At 53.8% G+C, this 20211-nt stretch carries 19 protein-coding genes (1 of these 19 running past the window's edge); 9 read left to right on the forward strand and 10 right to left on the reverse strand.

Going from position 1 to position 20211, the window contains the following annotated elements; genetic code table 11:
- Window positions 1-22: 22 nt before the first annotated feature.
- Both ABJV08_RS10045 and ABJV08_RS10050 read left to right on the forward strand, forming a co-directional pair.
- Complete coding sequence (locus ABJV08_RS10045) at window positions 23-1861, forward strand: sulfatase-like hydrolase/transferase (RefSeq protein ID WP_348036699.1); 1839 nt, start codon at window positions 23-25, stop codon at window positions 1859-1861.
- Between the two features lie 40 nt (window positions 1862-1901).
- Window positions 1902-2660 carry a competence/damage-inducible protein A gene (locus tag ABJV08_RS10050; RefSeq protein WP_348036701.1) on the forward strand — a complete coding sequence of 253 codons (759 nt, stop codon included), beginning with the start codon at window positions 1902-1904 and terminating at the stop codon, window positions 2658-2660.
- Between the two features lie 262 nt (window positions 2661-2922).
- Here ABJV08_RS10050 and ABJV08_RS10055 read toward each other — a convergent pair whose 3' ends face one another.
- The 5 genes from ABJV08_RS10055 to ABJV08_RS10075 all read right to left on the reverse strand — a co-directional run bounded on the left by ABJV08_RS10055 (window position 2923) and on the right by ABJV08_RS10075 (window position 7849).
- Window positions 2923-3507 (reverse strand): hypothetical protein, encoded by a 585-nt coding sequence (locus ABJV08_RS10055; protein WP_348036703.1) that lies wholly within the window; start codon window positions 3505-3507, stop codon window positions 2923-2925.
- Window positions 3508-3592: 85 nt separating this feature from the next.
- Window positions 3593-4507 (reverse strand): bile acid:sodium symporter, encoded by a 915-nt coding sequence (locus ABJV08_RS10060; RefSeq protein ID WP_348036705.1) that lies wholly within the window; start codon window positions 4505-4507, stop codon window positions 3593-3595.
- Window positions 4508-4655: 148 nt separating this feature from the next.
- Window positions 4656-5531: a hypothetical protein gene (locus tag ABJV08_RS10065; RefSeq protein ID WP_348036707.1), complete on the reverse strand. Its 876-nt coding sequence runs from the start codon at window positions 5529-5531 to the stop codon at window positions 4656-4658.
- Window positions 5532-5580: 49 nt separating this feature from the next.
- Window positions 5581-6657 carry a DUF3696 domain-containing protein gene (locus tag ABJV08_RS10070; protein ID WP_348036709.1) on the reverse strand — a complete coding sequence of 359 codons (1077 nt, stop codon included), beginning with the start codon at window positions 6655-6657 and terminating at the stop codon, window positions 5581-5583.
- Complete coding sequence (locus tag ABJV08_RS10075) at window positions 6650-7849, reverse strand: DUF262 domain-containing protein (protein ID WP_348036710.1); 1200 nt, start codon at window positions 7847-7849, stop codon at window positions 6650-6652. The genes ABJV08_RS10070 and ABJV08_RS10075 overlap by 8 nt, the downstream gene beginning before the upstream one ends.
- A gap of 396 nt (window positions 7850-8245) precedes the next feature.
- On the opposite strand from ABJV08_RS10075, the gene acnA reads away from it, so the two are divergent.
- From acnA to ABJV08_RS10090, 3 genes are read left to right on the forward strand one after another with little or no spacing between them, the layout of a single operon-like run.
- Window positions 8246-10924 carry an aconitate hydratase AcnA gene (gene acnA, locus ABJV08_RS10080; RefSeq protein WP_348036711.1) on the forward strand — a complete coding sequence of 893 codons (2679 nt, stop codon included), beginning with the start codon at window positions 8246-8248 and terminating at the stop codon, window positions 10922-10924.
- A gap of 44 nt (window positions 10925-10968) precedes the next feature.
- Window positions 10969-11619, forward strand: a complete 651-nt coding sequence (locus ABJV08_RS10085) for a carboxymuconolactone decarboxylase family protein (RefSeq protein WP_348036713.1) — start codon at window positions 10969-10971, stop codon at window positions 11617-11619.
- On the forward strand, window positions 11616-12146 hold the full coding sequence (locus ABJV08_RS10090; protein ID WP_348036714.1) for a VOC family protein: 531 nt from the start codon (window positions 11616-11618) through the stop codon (window positions 12144-12146). Before ABJV08_RS10085 ends, ABJV08_RS10090 begins: the two co-directional genes overlap by 4 nt.
- Here the strand turns inward: ABJV08_RS10090 and ABJV08_RS10095 are convergent.
- Window positions 12143-12781 carry a TetR family transcriptional regulator gene (locus ABJV08_RS10095; RefSeq protein WP_348036716.1) on the reverse strand — a complete coding sequence of 213 codons (639 nt, stop codon included), beginning with the start codon at window positions 12779-12781 and terminating at the stop codon, window positions 12143-12145. The genes ABJV08_RS10090 and ABJV08_RS10095 overlap by 4 nt on opposite strands.
- Before the next feature lie 159 nt (window positions 12782-12940).
- Between ABJV08_RS10095 and ABJV08_RS10100 the strand changes: the two genes are divergently transcribed.
- The 3 genes from ABJV08_RS10100 to ABJV08_RS10110 all read left to right on the forward strand — a co-directional run bounded on the left by ABJV08_RS10100 (window position 12941) and on the right by ABJV08_RS10110 (window position 17555).
- Window positions 12941-14491, forward strand: a complete 1551-nt coding sequence (locus ABJV08_RS10100) for a DUF389 domain-containing protein (protein WP_348036718.1) — start codon at window positions 12941-12943, stop codon at window positions 14489-14491.
- Between the two features lie 84 nt (window positions 14492-14575).
- A complete protein-coding gene (locus ABJV08_RS10105; protein ID WP_348036720.1) occupies window positions 14576-15961 on the forward strand; it encodes a DUF4139 domain-containing protein in 1386 nt (461 codons plus the stop codon).
- A 19-nt stretch (window positions 15962-15980) separates the two neighbouring features.
- Window positions 15981-17555 (forward strand): hypothetical protein, encoded by a 1575-nt coding sequence (locus tag ABJV08_RS10110; protein WP_348036722.1) that lies wholly within the window; start codon window positions 15981-15983, stop codon window positions 17553-17555.
- A 14-nt stretch (window positions 17556-17569) separates the two neighbouring features.
- On the opposite strand, the gene ABJV08_RS10115 is transcribed toward ABJV08_RS10110, so the two are convergent.
- Together ABJV08_RS10115 and ABJV08_RS10120 are read right to left on the reverse strand one after the other, a co-directional pair.
- Window positions 17570-17986 (reverse strand): acyl-CoA thioesterase, encoded by a 417-nt coding sequence (locus tag ABJV08_RS10115; protein ID WP_348036724.1) that lies wholly within the window; start codon window positions 17984-17986, stop codon window positions 17570-17572.
- Window positions 17979-18278, reverse strand: coding sequence for a hypothetical protein (locus ABJV08_RS10120; RefSeq protein ID WP_348036725.1), 300 nt, complete (start codon window positions 18276-18278; stop codon window positions 17979-17981). Before ABJV08_RS10120 ends, ABJV08_RS10115 begins: the two co-directional genes overlap by 8 nt.
- 122 nt (window positions 18279-18400) lie before the next feature.
- Between ABJV08_RS10120 and ABJV08_RS10125 the strand changes: the two genes are divergently transcribed.
- A complete protein-coding gene (locus ABJV08_RS10125; RefSeq protein ID WP_348036727.1) occupies window positions 18401-18829 on the forward strand; it encodes a CBS domain-containing protein in 429 nt (142 codons plus the stop codon).
- On the opposite strand, the gene ABJV08_RS10130 is transcribed toward ABJV08_RS10125, so the two are convergent.
- Both ABJV08_RS10130 and ABJV08_RS10135 read right to left on the reverse strand, forming a co-directional pair.
- On the reverse strand, window positions 18826-19629 hold the full coding sequence (locus ABJV08_RS10130; RefSeq protein WP_348036729.1) for a sugar phosphate isomerase/epimerase: 804 nt from the start codon (window positions 19627-19629) through the stop codon (window positions 18826-18828). The genes ABJV08_RS10125 and ABJV08_RS10130 overlap by 4 nt on opposite strands.
- Window positions 19630-19673: 44 nt before the next feature.
- Window positions 19674-20211 carry the final stretch of a lipopolysaccharide biosynthesis protein gene (locus ABJV08_RS10135; protein ID WP_348036731.1) on the reverse strand. The gene runs 965 nt beyond the window's last position, so only the last 538 of its 1503 coding nucleotides appear in the window; its start codon lies off the right edge, out of view; its stop codon occupies window positions 19674-19676.

The following is a 20211-nucleotide window of genomic DNA, read 5'->3' on the forward strand; positions in this document are numbered from 1 at the left end:
TTATTTGGCGAGACCCCAAAAAATGAGCGGCATTTGGGTGATATTAACCTCGTTCTGCTATCGGCAGATTCTAGAAATAGTGATAATTTTCAGGATGTTGATGCAAAACCGCGTGAAATATATGTTGATCATATTGTCCCTGCTGCTGGGCGGGGGCGAGATCTGGCGGCGTCTGGTGATGCTAGCGGTGCCGGATTTCCATCTGGTCGGGCTGATCGCCTTCGGCATATTGTTCGCGGCCTGTCTGGTCAGCCTGGTCGGGATTGCCTTGTTCAAAAACGGCTGGCTGCGCTGGCCGCTGGCGCTGCTGCTGGCGGCGGGGTCGATGATGGTCGATGGTTATCAATGGGCGGTGAACGACTTCATGAGTTACGAGAGCTTTGTTACCATGGTGCAGAGCGCCGGGGATCTGGGCAGCGCGCTGGAGCAGCAAGGCGTGGCGCTGCTGCTGGCGGGTGGCAAGGCGTTGCTGCTGCTGATCGGGGTCGGGATGAAACCGCGCGGCGCAAACGGGTTGGTGACGCGGGCGGCGAAGGCTGTTGCGCTGCCGGTCTTGCTGGGGCTGTCGGTGCTGCTGTTCTTCCGGGGCGGGGAAGGGGGCAGCGCTTTGCCATCCTCGCATGGCGGGGCCAGTCTGGCGATGCTCTATGTCTATGATATGGCGACCACAGGTAAAGGCCCGCGCCAGAAGGTGACGCTCAAGCCGGGTGCGGCGCGGCGGACGTCGGATATTGTGCTGATCGTCGACGAGAGCATTGCCGGGGCCTATCTGGATATCAACAGCGCGGCCGGGGTCTATTCCGGATTGCTGCCGGATGAAGGGGAGGCCGGGGAAGCCGGGGAATCCGAAGCAGGCCCCAAGCCGCCGATCCACAATTTCGGGCTGGCGACTTCGATCACCCATTGCAGCGTCGGCAGCAATGTCGTGCTGCGCTTTGGCGGGACGCGGGACAATTATCGCGAGACGATCCGCACCGGGCCGTCGATCTGGGCTTATGCCAAGGCGGCGGGGCTGGGCACCATCTATATCGATGCCCAGCGCACCGGCGGCCGTTACCAGAACCAGATGGACGATGCAGAGCGCAAGCTGATCGACGTCTGGGACCAGTTTGACGAGGTGCCGGTGGTCGACCGCGATCATGCGGTGGCGGACCGGCTGGCGGGCTATCTCGCCGACGATGTGCCGCAGCTGATCCTGATCAACAAGGTCGGCGGCCATTTCCCGGTCAGCGACAAATTCCCGATGAGCCACGCGCGCTACCAGCCGATGCTCAAGCGTGGCAAATTTGCCGATGTCACCGACATGGCGACCCCCGATGATCTCGACGGCAGCGCCGACAATTGGCGGCTCTACCGCAACAGCTACCGCAACACATTGTTGTGGAGCGTCGGCGGCTTTTTCGACCGGCTGTTCTCTTATGAGGCCATCGGCGACGCGACGATCCTCTATACGTCCGACCATGGCCAGAGCTTTCACGAGCGCGGCGGTGGCGGCGAGGCGACCCATTGCACGCCGGCCCCGAATATCGAGGAAGGTGTGGTGCCGCTGGTGGTGATCGGCGACCGGGGGGACGCAGAACGGAACCAGCGCTGGGCCGAGGCCGCGGCGGCCGGCAAGGACCAGCGTTCCCATTACCGGATATTCCCGACGATGCTCGGCCTGATGGGCTATGCGCCGCAGGATATCGCGCCGCTCTATGGCCCCGATCTGTTTGCCGTAGAGCCCGAACCGTTCAGCTTCAACACCCGCTTCAACGCGCGGCTGGGCAGCGAGCCATCGTGGCTGCACGTGCCGCTGGATGATATCGCCCGCCCGCCGCTTTCCGACTATCGGGCAAAGCCGGTCGCCGACCCGAAATAACATATTCCCAAATCGCCGCCCTTGGCTCTATAGCAGCGGCATGACACAAGAAAAAATCTGGACCGCCGCGCTGATCGTGATCGGCGATGAAATCCTCTCCGGCCGGACACAGGACAAGAATATCGCGCAGGTTGCGAGCTGGCTCAACGTGCAGGGCATCCGCCTCGCCGAGGTCCGCGTGGTCGCCGATGATATGGATCATATCGCCGAGGCGGTGAACATATTGCGCGCGCGCAATGATTATCTGTTCACCACCGGCGGCATCGGCCCGACCCATGATGATATCACCGTCGATGCGATCGCCAAGGCGCTGGGCATCGGCGTGGTCATCCACCCGACGGCCCGCGCGATCCTCGAGAAATATTACGAGAGTCGCGGCGGCATCAACGAAGGCCGCCTGCGCATGGCCCGTGTGCCCGAAGGCGCGGAGCTGATCGAAAACCGCATGTCCGGCGCCCCCGGTATCAGACTGGACAATCTGTTCCTGATGGCGGGCGTTCCGCATATCACGGCCGGCATGCTCGATGCGCTGACCGGCACGTTGGAAGGCGGCGCGCCCTTGCTCTCGGCCACGCTGGGCGCCTGGGCCCCGGAAAGCGAGATTGCCGCGATCCTGGGGGACACAGAAAAAGCCCATGAAAGCTGCGCCATCGGCAGCTATCCGTTTTTCCGTGACGGCACGGTCGGCGCGAATTTCGTGGTGCGATCGACCGATCCGCACGATCTGGAGGCCTGCCGCGTGGCGCTGAAGGCGGGTCTTGAGGCGGCGGGTTACGAGGTTACCGACGGCGGGATTTAAGCGGGGTGCCCCGTTCATAGGCATTCTGGCCAACCACCACCGTCATCCTGAACTCGTTTATCTTCGATGGCGTTCCGCTCAGGATCCATTGCGCCTCAATCGCAGCCTGTGATCTTGGAGAGGTGGACCCTGAAACGAGTTCAGGGTGACGGGGTAGTAAACCCAAAGCCTCCGACTCCAAAACCCACCCCTCCGTTCGTCCGCTTGTCTTTTTCTCCGCACCCCATGCGGAGAAACGTCTGAGCCCCGTCGAAGGACCTTTCTAGACGCCATCCCCCGCTTCCAAATCCGCCGCCGCCAATGCAACCGCCCGCGCCTCTGCCGCCCGCAGCCGTTCTTCCGCCGCCGCCCGCCGGGCCAGTAATTTCGTCCGCATATCCGCCAGCTTGGCGTCCAGCGACCGGGCGACCGCGGCGTGGGCCTCGCTCCGGTCGACCTTTTGGCCATGTTCGTCAAAGCGCAGGCCGTCCTGCCATTCGTCCCAGCTGAGCAGATTATCCGCGCCCTGTCCGGTCAGATCGCCCTGTTTGATCAGCAGCGCCAGCATCGAATCCGACGGCACGATCCGCCGCTCCACCTCTTTGCCGCCGCGCAGGATGATGACCTCTCGCCCGACCACCGCGCGTTCATGCGCCACTGCGATCAGGCCGGTGCGGGCGCTGGCCTGCGCCTTTTTCCAGCGCTCCGCAAAATCCGCATCTCGCCGCCGCAGCCGATAGGCCGAGGTGGTCGACATGCACGCCACCCGGCACGCATCGCGGACACAGCCGGCCTTGCGCAAGGTCGCCAGAAACACGGCGCGGGTCGCCGGGGTCCAACCATCATGACGGGTTTTTTTGGTGGCCATGGGGAAGGCCTATCAGAGGGCGGCCCCTGTAGGAAAGCCTGTTGGATTGCGGCGCGATCCCCATCCACCGCACCGCTATGCCAGACTAAGCCGCAATATCCAGACCAGACCCCCGTTTCGCACCCCGCCGACCGCGCAGGATCAGAGCGACCGCGATCAGCAATTGCAGCGTGCCATAGAGCAGCAGCGTCAGCAGCACCATGTCGCCAATCGGATCGGGCCGACCGATCACGGCGGGGAATAAAGAGGCTTTCAGCATGAAGCCGAGATTGACGTTGCGCACCACCACCTCGATATCAATCGCGGTGCGGTCGGCGTGGCGCAGGCGCAGCGCCTTGCAGATCAGCCAGCTGGCCAGCGCCAGCAAAGCGATCAACCCGGCGACCAGCACGCTATTGATCAGGCCAAAAGCCTGCCAGTCGAGCCGCCCGGAAGAGGCCGAGCCGACCACGATCATCAATATGCCCAGCAAAGAGGCGCGCACCACCCATTTGGAAAAAGTCGCAGCACTGCCGGGGAACAGGCGGAGATAGACCATGCCAATGACCAGCGGCAGCAGCAAGGTCAGCGCGATTTCCGTCATGATCTGCACCCGCGGCATGGCAAAATCGGCGGGCATATATTGGGTGATCAGAAAATCGAGGATCAGCGGCGTGGTGAACAGACAGGCCAGCGTCGTCACCGCGGTGATGGTGATCGACAGCGGCACATTGCCGCGCGCAAAAAAGGTGAAGATATTCGACGTCGTCCCGCCCGGTATCGCCGCGATCAGCGCAATGCCCACCGCCACCCCGCCGGCAATGCCAAAGGCCGATATCACCGCCAGCGCGACCAAAGGCACCATGATCAGCTGGATCGCGGTGCCGCTGGTCACCGCCTTGGGCTCGCGCAAAATTGCGCGAAAATCACCGGGCGTCAGCGTCGCGCCCATGCCAAGCATCGCGGTCACCAGCTGGAACACCGCGAACCAATATTCATTGGCCAGATAAAAACCGCCCATATCACTCCGCCCTTCCGCAGATGATCCGCTTTAACCGGGTGTTACGGGATTTTGGGGATTGGGCAAGAGGGTTGGGGGCGCGTGGTTTTGTGTATTTGGGGGGGGTGTTGCACCTGTCACCGTAATTGTAGTTCGAAATTGAAGCTTATCATGGAATTCCCAATAATTTGGCAATTGCATTCGTGGCCTGCGTTTCGACTTTGGAGTACCATTTGTTGCCATTTTTGAAACCTGCATGACCATAAACTGCTTTTCCGGTGCTGTTGACCGAGAATAACAAGCGGAGATTGTTGGTCCCTCCGAAGTTAATTCTCAATTCGAACACTGGAAATCGTTTTTCTCCATAACTGAGCTTGGTAACAAGAAATTTGTCCACTTTGTATCCTGTCCTTGCTGCTTTATGGCAATTCCGAACAATAGTATTTTCCAATCCTTTGAGTTTTGTGGCGTTTCTGAAAAAAACTTCAACTTGAGGTGCCAAAAGAGCAGAATTGGTCAGATTATCCCAATTGCTGAAGATATGCTCTCGAGCTGCAGCTTCCAGAAGCTCTTCACATTCCTTTAAAGATTCATCTCCGAAGCAGTTTCTACAACTAAAACTCTGAACCTCACTGCTATCGTCCATCATTTTGGCGTGTAACGGATTCGTTGACCAGTGCGGTTGACTGGGGATGCTAAACAACAAACCATCGTCAAGATGACAGCTAACGATAGCAACGGGATCGGAGTTTATGTGAGACGGATCTGGAAGTTCCACTACGCAAGATTGAACTAACTTTTGATGTTCTTCACCTAGTGCAGAATCAGCCGGTGATTGTTGATCAAAGGATGAAAGAAAATATAGTACTGTGTCTCGAAAACCATGATTACCTTCGCTTGCGAACTGCGGTAACGTAGAATGGTTTGGGCACATTGGAAGTTGTGCTATGGGTTTAGAGCAATAAACCTTTGATTCCACTAATTGGGATTTTTGTAATCTTCCCAATTGTTTCCTCATTTCAGCCAGAAATTGGATGGTTTGCATAGAATCTACCGCTGGGAAGCTCAAATCATTTACATAACCTCGACGCACTTTAGGACAACGCTACTAGATCGTTAATTGCTTGATCAAAAAAGCCATCTGGCCAATGATTTAGTGCGCCGTCCGTTCCCATTTCGATTTTTATACACTCTGATGACCCGTCGTCAGATTTCCGAAAGTAATTTAAGCCAACTAACTCATTTGAAAGTAGACCATTCTTTACATCAATTCGAATACCATTGAGCAAATGGTCGCTATGTGTCTCGACAATAATGCGAACGCCTGCTCCTGCTGCTCTTGCAATCAACTTACCCAACGCACTTTGTCCTGATGGGTGTATATGTGCTTCGGGGTTCTCGATTAAGATTGTCTGCCCAGTTTCGGCGGTCAGAATTGCCACAATGATCGGTAGTGCATAACTAATACCGAAGCCAACCATTGGCGGTTTGAATTCGGGTGTCCTATCTGCTTCATACGAAAAACTAACCGTCGAGTAGGCCGCTTCGATGTTTTTAACCTCATGTGCTTTGACACGCGCAGATGGACTAATTTGATCCATCCATGATGATACTTGTTCGAGTAAGTTCTGATGTTTTGTATCGCTTATCGGCTCAATTTCTGTGCTGATGTTTCGGTCACTTTGACGTGCTAAAACAGCTGATGTAAACTCACCATTTACTCCAACAAAATCATCGTCTTTTGATGGGCTTGGGTTATGCAACCTCGGTCCAAGTCTTTCCGCGCATATATAGCTCATTGACTGGAGATAACCGGTTAACAGAGGTGAATTTACTGTCACTTTTTCAGATTCTTTATGTTCTTCTGTAGAATATGTGATTCGCCCCTTGCTAGGGTTGTCTAGGCTCTCAGTTAAAGAAATGCTTGTGGCACCGTTTCCAAAAAAGCATATGAAATCGGAATGGTCGGTTGCGTTGAACCAATCCCCTTCCAGGGGTGTGCCAGTTTCTGTGGTCTGCTTGAGCATTAACAGGCTTTGGAAAACAGATGACTTTCCACTGCCATTCACCCCAGTTAATATAGTGAGGGGCAAAAGTTGAACTTCCAAATTCCTAAAGCACTTGAAATTTTCGACTAACAAGTGTGGGTTTAGAGGTCCTTTATTATTCATATACAATCTCATCTATAAGTTTTTCTATTGCATCAAATCTATATTTTACTTGCTTCCACCCACTTGTACTCAAAGAAATTGAGTTACTAAAATAAATGTCATCTTCTAGGCCTTCAGGGAGATATTTATCATGCATCATTTTTACGAAGTTTTTGATCAATTTCTGTTTTTTGGACTTCAACTTGTCGAAATCATTGTCGGACAATTCCGCCAGCCCAATTGACCAAGTCTCAAATAGAGGTTTGCTGATCGGGTTTCTAGATGGAGCTGGCCATTCGAATAGCTTTCTAAATGCATATTCACCAAATATTGCTCGCGATCTGATCATGGCAGTATCAAAAATAGCTTTTAGAGCATTTAGCTCATGATCTTCCATTTGGTTTATGCTTTCCATTGTCAGCGACAGGAAACTGTCCATGTCTTTATTAGAAGCATAGCTGTCGACCGAGTTTATCCAGAAAGCGAGAAAACGAAGTATTGCCTCTCTTCCGCCCATACGAGAATCTCTAATACTATCGGTTGTTGCGAGTCGATAAGTTTTGTGCTCAACGAGTTCTATAAGTAATCTTGTTGAGTTCCCTTGGTAAAGAGCATGTCTGATTTCTTGATTGGAAAGTGGTAGTCCACCAGTGTTTATTCTTCGAAAAATAGTCCGCGTCACGGCTTTTGGTGTTGATGGCAAAATTAGATGAAAATGCAACGAGGCTTCATTAATGCGACGCTGCATAGGCCTTGGAAGGTCGTTAAATCCATCACCATCAAATTCAGTCAAAAATTCCATCTCGCTTAGAGAGAATGTTTTGTCCAAAACGAATTCTTTTATCGTCGTAATTCTCTGAAGACCGTCGACTATGAGCCAGTCTTCCTCGCTATCTTGGTGTACGTAAAAAACGGGTAACGGAATCCGCAGCAATATTGATTCAATCAGTCGACTCTTACTCACGGGCTTCCAAATGCCACCTTTGCGTTGAAAATCAGGGGTAAGATTAATCTCTTTGTTTTTTAGTCGTTCGACGACTTCCGAAATTGTGAACGGCCTTGTATGGATGTTGATTTGTTTTGGATCAAACGGGTGGGTGATTTGCTCGCTGTCGAGATCAGAAGGCCGAACTTCAGCAATTTCCATTTCGATGCCAGAGCCTAGTCCACTATCATCAAGTTCTTCAGCAATCTTTGGCTGTGATTTGCCCATAACTAAATCTATTCCTAAATAAGTCCCCTGATGACATACAGTCGATTGTGATCAGTTTGCAATGTTCTCGAAAAATTTCGGTGAGGATTTTTACTTAAAATTGTCGGCGACTACAAAACGCAAACTCAAGAGATCATATTGACAGTTTAACAAAAACGCCAAGCTACGATTTCCTCAGTCGCCGTCATAAGTTTTGTCACTGCTCAATCCCCATAGCCAGCTTTGATTTCCAATCTACCGTCAACAAATTCCCAAACCACCCATTCCCCCACCCCATTGCCTCTCCCGCACCCATAAGCTAAAGCGCTCCCAAATCTGATTCATCAACCGTTTTGCGCTGGTTGCAGCGCTCTCCTCATGCGGTTGAACCATTGACAAAAAACGGAGCACATATCCATGACCACCACCGGACAAGATTCACTCGGCACCCGATCCATACTTTCTGTGGGCGGCAAAGATTATGCTTATTATTCGCTCGCCAAGGCGGCGGCGAAGCTCGGCAATATTGACCGGCTGCCTTATACGCTGAAAGTCCTGCTGGAAAATATGCTGCGCTTTGAAGATGGCGGCTTTACCGTGGATGCGAAAGACGCGCAGGCGGTGGTCGACTGGCAGAAGGAAGCGAAAAGCGCGGCGGAAATTCAATATCGCCCGGCCCGTGTGCTGATGCAGGATTTTACCGGCGTGCCCGCCGTGGTCGATCTCGCGGCGATGCGCGACGGGATCAAGGCTCTGGGTGGCGATGCTGAGAAGATCAACCCGCAGGTGCCGGTGCATCTGGTCATCGATCACTCGGTCATGGTTGACGAATTCGGTACGCCGCAAGCGTTCGAAAATAACGTGGCGCTGGAATATCAGCGCAATATGGAACGGTATGAGTTTCTGAAATGGGGCAGCAAGGCGTTTGACAATTTCTCCGTTGTGCCACCGGGAACCGGTATCTGCCATCAGGTGAATCTGGAAAATATCGCGCGCGCGGTCTGGTCTTCGAAAGACGGCGACGGCGTCGAGGTTGCTTATCCCGATACCTGCGTGGGCACCGACAGCCATACGACGATGATCAACGGTCTCGGCGTGCTCGGTTGGGGCGTTGGCGGGATTGAGGCCGAAGCCTCTATGCTGGGTCAGCCGGTTTCGATGCTGATCCCCGAAGTGGTCGGGTTCAAGCTGACCGGTGAACTGGCCGAGGGCATTACCGCGACCGATCTGGTGCTGACCTGTGTGCAGATGCTGCGCGAAGTTGGCGTGGTCGGACGCTTTGTTGAATTTTACGGACCGGGCGTTGCGGCTCTGTCGCTGGCGGATCGGGCGACTATCGCCAATATGGCGCCGGAATATGGCGCGACCTGCGGCTATTTCCCGATTGATGACAAGACGCTCGACTATCTGCGTCTGACCGGCCGTGACGAAGCGGATATTGCTCTGGCCGAAGCCTATGCCAAGGAGCAGGGCTTCTGGCGGCATGATGATGCGGCAGAGGCTATTTATACCAAGACACTCTCGCTCGACATGACCAGCGTTGTGCCGTCTTTGTCCGGACCGAAATTGCCGCAGCAGCGCGTCTCGATGAGCGAGCTGGACGAAGAATTTAACCGCGATCTGTCCGCTGTCTTCAACCGCGATGACAGCGCTGGCCGGGTGGCGGTCGATGGCATGGATTATGATCTGGGCCATGGCGATGTCACCATCGCGGCGATTACGTCTTGCACCAACACCTCCAACCCCAGCGTGCTGATCGCCGCCGGTCTGGTCGCGCGCAAGGCGCGGCAGCTTGGCCTGCAGCGCAAGCCTTGGGTGAAATCATCGCTCGCGCCGGGATCGCAGGTGGTCACCGACTATCTCGACAAGGCGGGGCTTTCCGATGATCTCGACTATCTCGGCTTCAATCTGGTCGGCTATGGTTGCACCACCTGTATCGGCAACTCCGGTCCTTTGCCGGCGCCGATCTCCAAGGCGATCAACGAGAATGATCTGGTTGCGGCTTCGGTATTGTCGGGCAACCGCAACTTTGAAGGCCGCGTGTCGCAGGATGTGCGCGCCAACTATCTCGCCTCGCCGCCGCTGGTTGTGGCTTATGCGCTGAAGGGCACGGTCCGCGAGGATATGTATGAAACGCCGATCGGGCAGGGCAGCGAGGGACAGGATGTCTATCTGAAGGATATCTGGCCGACCAATGACGAGGTGCAGGCTGCTATGGGTGGCGCGGTGAACCGCGAAATGTTCATGAGCCGCTATGCTGATGTCTATAAGGGCGATGCCGCCTGGCAGGATATCGACGTGACCGGTGGCGACACCTATCAATGGCGCGCGGGCAGCACCTATGTCGCCAACCCGCCTTATTTCGAGGGCATGGAAATGACCCCGGCTCCGGTAGGCGATATTGTCGATGCGAAGACTTTGGCGGTGCTGGGCGACAGCATCACCACCGATCACATCTCACCAGCAGGCGCGATCAAAGAGGACAGCCCTGCCGGAGAATATCTTACAAATCATCAGGTTAACAAGGCTGACTTCAACTCATACGGCTCCCGCCGCGGAAATCACGATGTCATGATGCGCGGCACTTTCGCCAACATCAGAATCAAAAACCAAATGGCCGACGGAAAAGAAGGTGGCTACACCAAATATGACGGTCAGGTCATGCCAATCTACGACGCCGCAATGAAACACAAAGCCGACGGCAATGATCTGGTGGTTATCGGCGGCGAACAATATGGTACCGGCTCTTCCCGTGACTGGGCAGCGAAGGGCACCAACCTGCTCGGTGTTCGGGCGGTGATCGTCGAGAGCTACGAGCGGATCCACCGTTCCAATCTGGTGGGAATGGGTGTTCTGCCATTGCAATTTGCAGAAGGCGTTGATCGCAATACGCTCAGCCTCGATGGTACGGAAAGCTTTACGATCAAGGGCGTTGCCACGCTGAAGCCGTTGCAGGAAGTCGAAGTCGAAATGACTCGCGCTGATGGTACGAAGTCGACCTTCAAAACCGATTGCCGGATCGATACCGCCAACGAGATGGAATATTTCCTCAACGGCGGCATTCTTCACTACGTGCTGCGGAATCTGGCGGGCTAGTAAGCCAAAGCAAAATGTGCATAGTCGGGGCATAGGAGAGACCCATGCCCCGATTACGCGAAATACCGCGTTCCGAAGTGACCGACGACTATATTCTCGGTTTATACAATATGCTGTTCGGGGATCGCGATCCTGTCGAACAACCGGGAACCGCGACCGGTACCCCGGGAAACTGGTGGACGGTATTCGCGCAAGTCCCCGATGCTTTCAAACACACGACCGAAGGCTTTGGTTTTTATCGCTCGGCCAATCGCAAGCTCGATCCAAAGCTCCGCGAGCTTGGCCAAATCCGCGCCGGCTATGCGGTCGGGTCACAATTTGTCTATTCGCAGCATAGCAAAGCGATGCGCTTTGAAGGCTATTCCGAGGAGCAGGTCAAAGCCATTCCCAATTGGCAGGTCGCCAACTGCTTCACCGATGTTGAACGCGCTGTTCTCGCTTATTCTGATTGTCTCGTGCTGGAGCGGGGCAGGGTGCCCGATGGTGTTTTTGAAGCCTTGAAAAAGCATCTGGGTGAAGTCGAAATCCTCGAACTGACTTACATTACCTGCACCTATATGATGCATGCCGTTATGAGCCGGGCGTTAAAGCTGGAATTTGATGATATGCCCGAGCATGTGGTCGAAGTGCCAGCACCTGATGGCGCTACCGCGGACGTAATGGGCATGGTCGACAAGAGAGAGGATGCGCAATGAGTTATCACCACCTGGCTTTGGCGGCGAAAGACATGAAGGCGATTCACGCATTTTACGAGGGCGTTATGGGCTTCGAACTCGTCAAAGTTGAGATCGCCCCCGTCATGGGCGGCGGTTGGGGTAAGCATTTCTTTTACCGAATGGATGGTGATGACAGCCGGTTCATTGCTTTTTGGGAGTTGATGGATACGCCGGGCGAAGGAGACTATGCTTTTGATCTTAACGAAGCGGCCGGAACCCCTCAGGGCACCAACCACTACAGTTTTTCAGTAAATACAGCTGAGGAATTGATAGCGCGTCGCGAGGGATGGAACGTCGCTGGACTGGACGTTCTCGAAATTGACCATAATTGGTGCCGCTCGATCTACACGCGCGACCCCAATGGCAATATGGTCGAATTTTGTCTTACTACCGGCAGTTTCACGGGCCAAGATCGCGAGCGGGCCTTAGCGGCATTGGACGAGACAGAAATGAACGCGTCTCCGCCGCCTGCGATGATGAAGCAATGGTTAGCCAAAGAAGCTTAGCCAGCGATATGCAATTCCGGTTGGGCATTGATCTTGCGAGCATCTGCTTTCAATCCATTGAGGATAGTGCGAATGACCAGCCTGAGCCTCTCTTCGGTTGCTAAATGCATCATCTGCATCATCAACTGGGGATTACAAAAAGGCTGCATCATGGTGTTGACCAAAGAAACGACGGCATCCAGTTCCAAACCTTCAAAATAACCATCTTCCATCGCCTCGGCGAGAACCGATGCCATGTAATGGTCGGCTAGATCGACATAACCTTTTATCACCTCAAAATGTTCATTGCCCAATTCCATATAGGCTTCAAACAGAGCTGGATCGGCATCATAGCGCGCCCGTTTCACCGTCAAGCGGCTGGCAAAAAACTGGAAGAGTTTTTCTTCGACCGGCATGTCCGCTGATACCAATTTCTCCATGATGACATGAAGCTCCGCAAACCAGTCCTCGGCCATCGCCGATGCCAGCGCATCCTTGCTTTCAAAAAAACGATATAGGTTCGATGGCGACATTCCGACCACAGTTGCAAGATCGGTCATGGTAAAGCTAATTGCTCCCCGCTCTTGTATCATCTGATCTGCAGCGGCGATGATTCTGGTGCGTGTGGCTGCAATGTCGGTTTCGGGACGAGGCATGAACTGGCTCCTATGAAGGCTCCTGGGTGCGGCGGAATAGCCGTTGTGATCTATATAGGTGATACGGTTTTCTGATAAAAGAGAAAATGGTTCATTTTTCAATTACGTCAGAAGTCATGTTTTGCTATTCTCAAGCGATTTCAGCGGTTAAAGTGGCTTATGACCGAAAATAAGGCAGATAAGTCTTCGTCGCCGCCGCCACCGAACGAGTTTCGGTTTGAGCCTTTGTCGCCGATCGTGGGCAGCTATCGGTTAATGAAGCGATGGTGGCGGATGGCTGTTCAGGCCGATGTAGATCAGCAAGCAGTTATCAATAGAATCAAAGAAGATTGCAGCTTTACGCCGCGCTATGCCTTCTTGACCTGCATGTCGGCAGGCATCGCTATATTGGGCTTGCTCTTGTCTTCTCCAGCCGTGGTCATCGGAGCGATGCTTCTTTCGCCGCTTATGTACCCGATCATGGGCGTTGGCTTCGCCTTGGCTATTGGAGATTCCGCGTGGCTGAAGGATGCTGGCAAAGCACTGTTATTGGGTACGATAATCGGGATCGGTTTCAGTGCGTTTGTGGTGGTGATGTCGCCATTGCAAACCGTGACTCCGGAAATAGCGTCGCGCACCCGCCCAAATCTGTTTGATCTGGCGGTGGCCTTGTTCTCCGGTCTCGCTGGCGCCTATGCTATGATCCGTGGCGGATTAGGCACGATCGTTGGTGTTGCTATTGCTACGGCCTTGATGCCACCGCTGGCAGTGGTTGGCTTTGGCCTGGCAACTGGTAATTGGGCGGTATTTGGTGGTTCGCTGCTGTTGTACTTTACCAACTTTATGACCATTGCGCTCACGGCTACCGTGATGGCTTGGCTCTATGGTTTTCGATCCTATTTGTCCGAACGGCAAACCCAATTCCAAATCTTTGCGATGGTTGTTGTGTTTGTTGGCCTGGCAATTCCATTGGGCCTCTCCCTCGTCCAGATTGGCAGAGAGGCTAATATCTCGCGATCGGCGAACGCTTATATCAAGGATCAATTCGGCCCGCGCGCGCGCGTCTCTCAAATTGATATAGATTTTAATGCTGATCCCATTGTGGTGCTCGCCTCGGTGTTTACCCCATCGATAAAGCCCGAAGCCGAAGAGCAGAGTTCAAGAGTCTTAACCCGCGCATTCAAAGAATCCATAAAGGTACAAATCGAACAATATCGGGTCGAAACCGGCAGCGATGCTGCAGAAGCTGAACTGGCGTCCAAAAGAGCCCGGGAACAGCAAGAAGCGGTGGAAACCCAAGTTTCCGATTTGCGAGAAAAACTGGCACTCGTCGCGGGGGTGTCCGATGATGATGTCATCATCGATACCGCAAAACGCAGGGCTATGGTGATGGCCAAGCAATTGCCGGGCGCATCCCTAGAAACATATTATATTTTGGAACAGCGTATATCCGCAGAAATGCAAGATTGGTCGATTAACATTCAACCGCCAGCCATTCCCTTGCCATCGGTCATGGTCAGAAATGATGAAATTTCCATAAGCTCACAACGCCAGCTCGACTTGGTAATATGGGCCGCGAGGCGCAGCCCGCTGGGCTTGTCTATGACCGGTAGCGAAGCAGATTTGGCGATTGTGGCGAAGGCTTTGGGGGCTGACGATATCGCTGCGGTCCGGCAAGATAGTGTGTCCACCCCGCCGAAGATGGTCTCATTTGATTGGCGCAGCCAGTAAGACCTGAAATCGCATCAGCTAATCCGTTTACGTTAGGTTCAGTTTCAATAACTTAGCGTCACTAAATCGTTGGGGAGATAAAATATGCGGTTTTTGATTTTTACCGGTTTGCTTCTGGCAGGAGCGGCCACGCCTGCGATCAGCCAATCCTCTTTGGAGGAATCAGCGCAAGGCGATGTGTCGGTCACGATTTACAATAATAACCAGGCGCTGGTTCAGGATGTTCGCAATCTGAACTTGCCCAAAGGACGCAGCAAGCAGCAATTCCCCGATGTTTCAGCGCAAATTCGTGCAGAAACGGTGACGCTGTCAGGCCCCGGTATCGGCATTGTCGAGCAGAATTTTGATTTTGATCTGCTGACCCCCGCTAAATTGATGGAAAAGGCGGTAGGGCAGACCGTTACCCTGATCCGAACCAATCCAGCCACCGGAGCGGAAACCCGCGTGCGTGCCAAAATACTTGCGGCCAATGGTGGTGTGGTGATGAAAATCGGTAATACGATTGAAGTGTTGCGAGACGACGGTTTGCCTGTGCGGGTGATCTTCGATCGCGTTCCCCCGAATTTGAGAGCGCGGCCTACTCTTTCCATCACCATGGAGTCGACTGGTGGTCGAGTGCCGACAACGCTGAGTTATCTGACGCCAAGCCTCGGTTGGAAAGCGGACTATGTGACGCTGTTTGACGATGCCAAGCAGACGATTGATGTTCAAGGCTGGGTAACGCTGACCAACAATAGCGGCACCGATTATCGCAATGCCAGTATTTTGCTGGTCGCGGGAAGTCCAAACACCGGCGGAGGGCGTAACAGCTATCCGCGCTGGCCGACTGGTACCATCGATAAAGCGGGAGCAGAATCCAACAATCGCGAACGGCTTGGAGACTATTATCTCTATCCGCTTGCTGAACGAACCACGGTTGCCAATGCTCAGCAGAAGCAGGTCAGTTTTTTGGATGTGACGGCCGCCCCTGCTCGTAAAATCTATGAATATACCAATGGCTGGCTTGGTAGTCGTGAGGCGGCTAGCGCCAACTCCGTGTTAAAATTCTCTACTTCGCGTAACGGAGGTTTGGGCGACCAGCTGCCCGCCGGGATCATGCGAGTCTATATGCGCGATAAGCGCGGCGATCCGCAATTTATCGGTGAAAGTCGCATCGAGGCGACACCGATGGGGTCCTCTATGTCGATCCGCACCGGTGAGGCGTTTGACGTGAAGGTCAAGACCGTGGTCGAAGAACGGACCCGCCGCTCATCCAAACGCTGGCGGACCAAGATGCGCTATGTCGTCACCAACGCGCGGCCTTCTGCCTCGGTTGTTGATTTGGCGCAGTCCGGCCTGTGGGGTGACGTCCGCATCGAGGAGGAAAGTCAGGCGAGCAATCGGGTGTCCGCTGATAAAGTTGAGTGGCGCGTCAACGTGCCTGCAAACAGCAGTGTAACCGTGACGGCAACATTCGACAGCCGCTATTAAACGCGGAGCAAGTCACTATATGACCTTCTTCCGCCTTCTGGTCTTTTTGACGGTTTTGCTGAACCTGCAAGCGGTTCCTATCGCCGCGCAGCAACTGGTGGTGTCGGATAAACCGGAAGATGTGTCGATCACCATTTATCGCGCACCGGGCCGAGGTGATGGAGCCATCAATGCAAATTGGCCGCAAGGATACGCGTTGATTACGGAGACTCGCACTGTCCAATTGCCGACGGGAGACGCGATGGTGCGCTTCGAAGGCGTGTCAGAAGGTATGTTTCCTGAAAGTGCTATCGTTACCGGTCTTCCCATTGGCGTGCGAGAGAAAAACCGAGATGCCAGATTGCTGTCGCCTCAGGGTCTCGTCGACGCCTATCTTAAGCGAGCAGTTTCGATCGTTCGCACCAACAAGGCAACCGGGACGGTGCGAAAACAAGATGTCTTTATTACTTCGGGGCCTGGCGGTGGTGTGATATTCGAAAGCGATGAAGGGTTTGAAGCCCTCCGTTGCACGGGCCTTCCCGAACGAATGATTTTCTCAAAAGTTCCGGAAAATCTGTCAGCTAAGCCGACCTTGTCTATTCTTACCACTTCAAAGCGCACGGTTTCCGCCAAACTGACGCTGACTTATCTAGCGTCGGGTTTCGACTGGCAGGCGAATTATGTCGCCACGGTTAAGGAGGGCAAGTCCGGCGCAAAAACAAAGCTGGATATGTTCGCCTGGTTGACCGTTGCCAATGGCGGCAACCAGAGCTTTGAAAACGCCAATTTAATGGTGATAGCCGGTGAACCTAATAGGGAGCGTCGCGGGAATCAGGTGCGGCCTAAGGGTGGTGGGCTGACTATTCGATGCTGGCCAATGCAGAGGACGCACGAGGTGCCATATAATATGGGCTATATGCCGCCACCTCCGCCGCCGTCGGCCTCGATGGACTTGATGGAAGACGGCGGTGAAGTGATAATAGTGACGGCGACACGCAGACAAAGCTCTGTTATGGAAATGGCTTCGCCAGTGGCCGTTGTCGTCGCTGAGCAAGAGGATCTGGGTGACCTGAAGCTTTACCGGGTGCCCGAACGCGTCATGGTCAATGCCAAAGGCCAGAAGCAGGTTGCGATGATCGTTCAGCCTGACGTTAGTTATGAACGTATCTATGTTGCTAGCACCGCTGACTTTAACGAAGCCAGCCAAGCGGTTCCCTACATTTTGCGCACCATCAATGACGAAAAAAATGGACTAGGCGTGCCGTTACCCGCGGGCAGGGTGGCGGTGTTCGAGAATAGTTTTGTTGGTCCGTTGTTAGCAGGCGAGGGGACTTTGCCCGACCGGGCGATCAACAACGAGATTGAAGTCGAAGTGGGCAGATCAGCCGATGTCCGGCTTTCGCTCATTCAAACGCGCCGAACGAAACGCAAGGAGAGCTGGCGGGCCGTGATCTCAAACGCGCGGGATCATCCGGTCACCTTTGAAATGAAAATTCCCTATGAAGTGTCCGGGAGGATCAAAGGCATCAGCATAATCGATGGCGTGCCGACCTGGCGGGTAACCGTTCCCGCCAATGATGAAGCCAAACTTCGCTATACGATCAAACTACGCTGATAGCGAAAGAGCGGTTATTTGGAATATTGTTGCTTCGATTCTGCGGGAATTTCTCTAGGCTGGTGATCTTCGTCCAGCGCGACAAAGGTAAACAGGCCACTGGTCACAGGAACCTGCTCTTCACCTAAATTTCGCGATGCAATCACATCCAGTCGGATCGCTACTGACGTCCGGCCAATTCTCTCTACACGAGCATAAACTGAGATCAGATCGCGGGTCAGGATGGGGGCTATAAACTCCATCGCTTCGATCGCCACGGTTGCGGTTGATCCGCGCGCCACGCGCGCTGCCATGATCCCGCCGGCGATATCCATTTGGGACAAAACCCAGCCGCCAAAAATATGACCGTTGTTGTTGAGATCACGCGGTTGCGGAGCGACTCTTAAAACAGGCTGCATCTCTGCCAGTTCTTCCAGATGGTCCTTACTCATCGGGCGAGATGCTTTTGGAAACCGGATCATCGATGGATTCATCATGGCCGGTCTCGCTCGACATAAAGATCAGGCCCATTAACGCTGCCATCAACATCACAGCAAAGGCCACGCCGCCCGCGGTCGCAATATACATATGGATGGAGACCAAGCCATGCCAGTAGAATAGAATTGCCAATGTCACGGCAATGCAGGCCAGAGTGAACAGGGCCATGCCGCGCATCAGCCTCCAATAGCGGGTCCATGCGACGCTGGCATATAGCGGATCATCAAGACGGGAAGGTTGGGGCAAATTGGAGAACTCCGTTGGTTTCCGGCACATTGGACGGGAAACCTGTTACCATCAAGTCCAATGACTTTCAAAAATATGTTATAGAGATGCAATAAACAGAATCAGAACTGAGGAGAGGGATGATGACGATAGAATCAATTTTGCAGGCTCGAAGCGACGAAATATATAGTTGCACAGCCGATATGTCGGTTTCACAGGCGGTCGAGATATTGGCGGAAAAGCGCATTGGCGCCCTTCCGGTTCTCGATGGTGATCATGTTGCCGGCATTTTCTCGGAGCGCGACGTACTACATTGTGTCCGCCGATATGGTCATGAAGCCATGGCCAAACATGTTCGCGATGTGATGACGGCTGATGTGATCTCGGTCGATCTCGGCAAAAGTGCTATTGGCGCATTATCTTTGATGACCAAAAGGCGGATCCGTCACTTGCCGGTGGTTGAAGATGGAAAACTTGTCGGCTTTGTATCCATCGGTGATCTTGTAAAATACCGGATCGACAAGATTGAAAACGAAGCGGCTGCGATGCGAGACTATATTCAATCAGCCTAGCAAATTGGAATATTGTGCTGCTTCAAATAGGCAAGGCTTGCTGTTCTGATAGCGGCTGCCCGTTCCGTCGCATCCGGATATTGGTCTCGATAAGCTTTTGAACGAATTTCGAGGCTGAGCGGAATCTGAACCGGCAGCGCCATTATGACGTCGGCCACAGGCAATTCTCCTTCGCCCGGACAGCTGCGCAAGTCGACGGCGTCTTCTAAATAAGCGGCGAAGCTTGTCTCGCAATGCTGATTGCCGTCGCAAATTTGCGTATAAGGCAAAAGCGTTGGATCTAGTTTGGCGAGATCATCGGCCGCATGTTCGGCACGGCAGAGGTGGATCGTGTCGATCAGTACGGCTGCGGAGGGGTGTTCAGTCCTCCGGATGATCTCCAGAGCACTATCCATCGATTGCACCGCAGTGATCATCAGAAACTCCAGCGCTACCCGCATATTGCCGGGCGCCGCCCACGTACACAATTTATGCAGAGCCTCTGCTGTCTTGTCAGGATCCGGTTCTGCGCTAACCACCAGGATATTAGCTGCACCAAGCGCCAGGCCCGCGTCGATGATAAGCCTGTGATTATCGTTCAGCTTGCCACCTTCCGGAATCCACACAACTTCAACATCGAGAACAGACAAGCCATATTCTGCGATTGCGGCCTTGGTGCCGGCTAGAGCTGATGCGTCCCAATTCTCTGGTTCAATGGTCAATCCAACATGATTGAAACCGGATTGACCAGCGGCGCGCGCGACTTGTTCCGGTTGAAACTCTACCAGCGAACCAGCGGCCAGTGATAATATATGTGTCATGAGGCGTTGCTGAGACAATCTGCGCTTCTGCACAAGTGATGTTTTTAGGAGGCGAGCTCTGCCGGAACAGGCTCTGGCGGTTTGCGTCGAACAATCAATTGGATCACTTCGATAAGCGTCGGCTTGGCCAATATATAGAGCAGGCCGACATAGGCGAGGCCACCGGCTGCAACCAAAAGGAAAAGCCTTAGATAGACGATCATGTCGGGAAGTGTCTGATCGACGAGATAAACCACAGCGCCCATCGCTAGCGAAGCGGATAGGCCAGGCCAGACGGCTTGGGCGACTTCCCATGCGTCGATGCCGATATGGCGTCTCGATTGCAGAAAGGTGAATATCGTGAGCAAGGGAAAGGCAATGACCCAGCCCCAGGCGAGCCCATAGACGCCAAATTGAATGCCGATCAGGAATGTGACTGGCATCAATATCGCGCCAAACATATTGGTTCGCGCGGTCACTTGCGGACGACCCAAGGCATTATTTGCCGGCGTGAACAAGATTTGCAGCGTCATCACCGGCATCGCGAGGGCTAGAATAGCGACAAAGGGAGACATTTTGATCCATTTGGGGCCAAACAATGTT

The organism is Parasphingorhabdus sp., assembly GCF_039982395.1.
Lineage (GTDB): Bacteria > Pseudomonadota > Alphaproteobacteria > Sphingomonadales > Sphingomonadaceae > Parasphingorhabdus.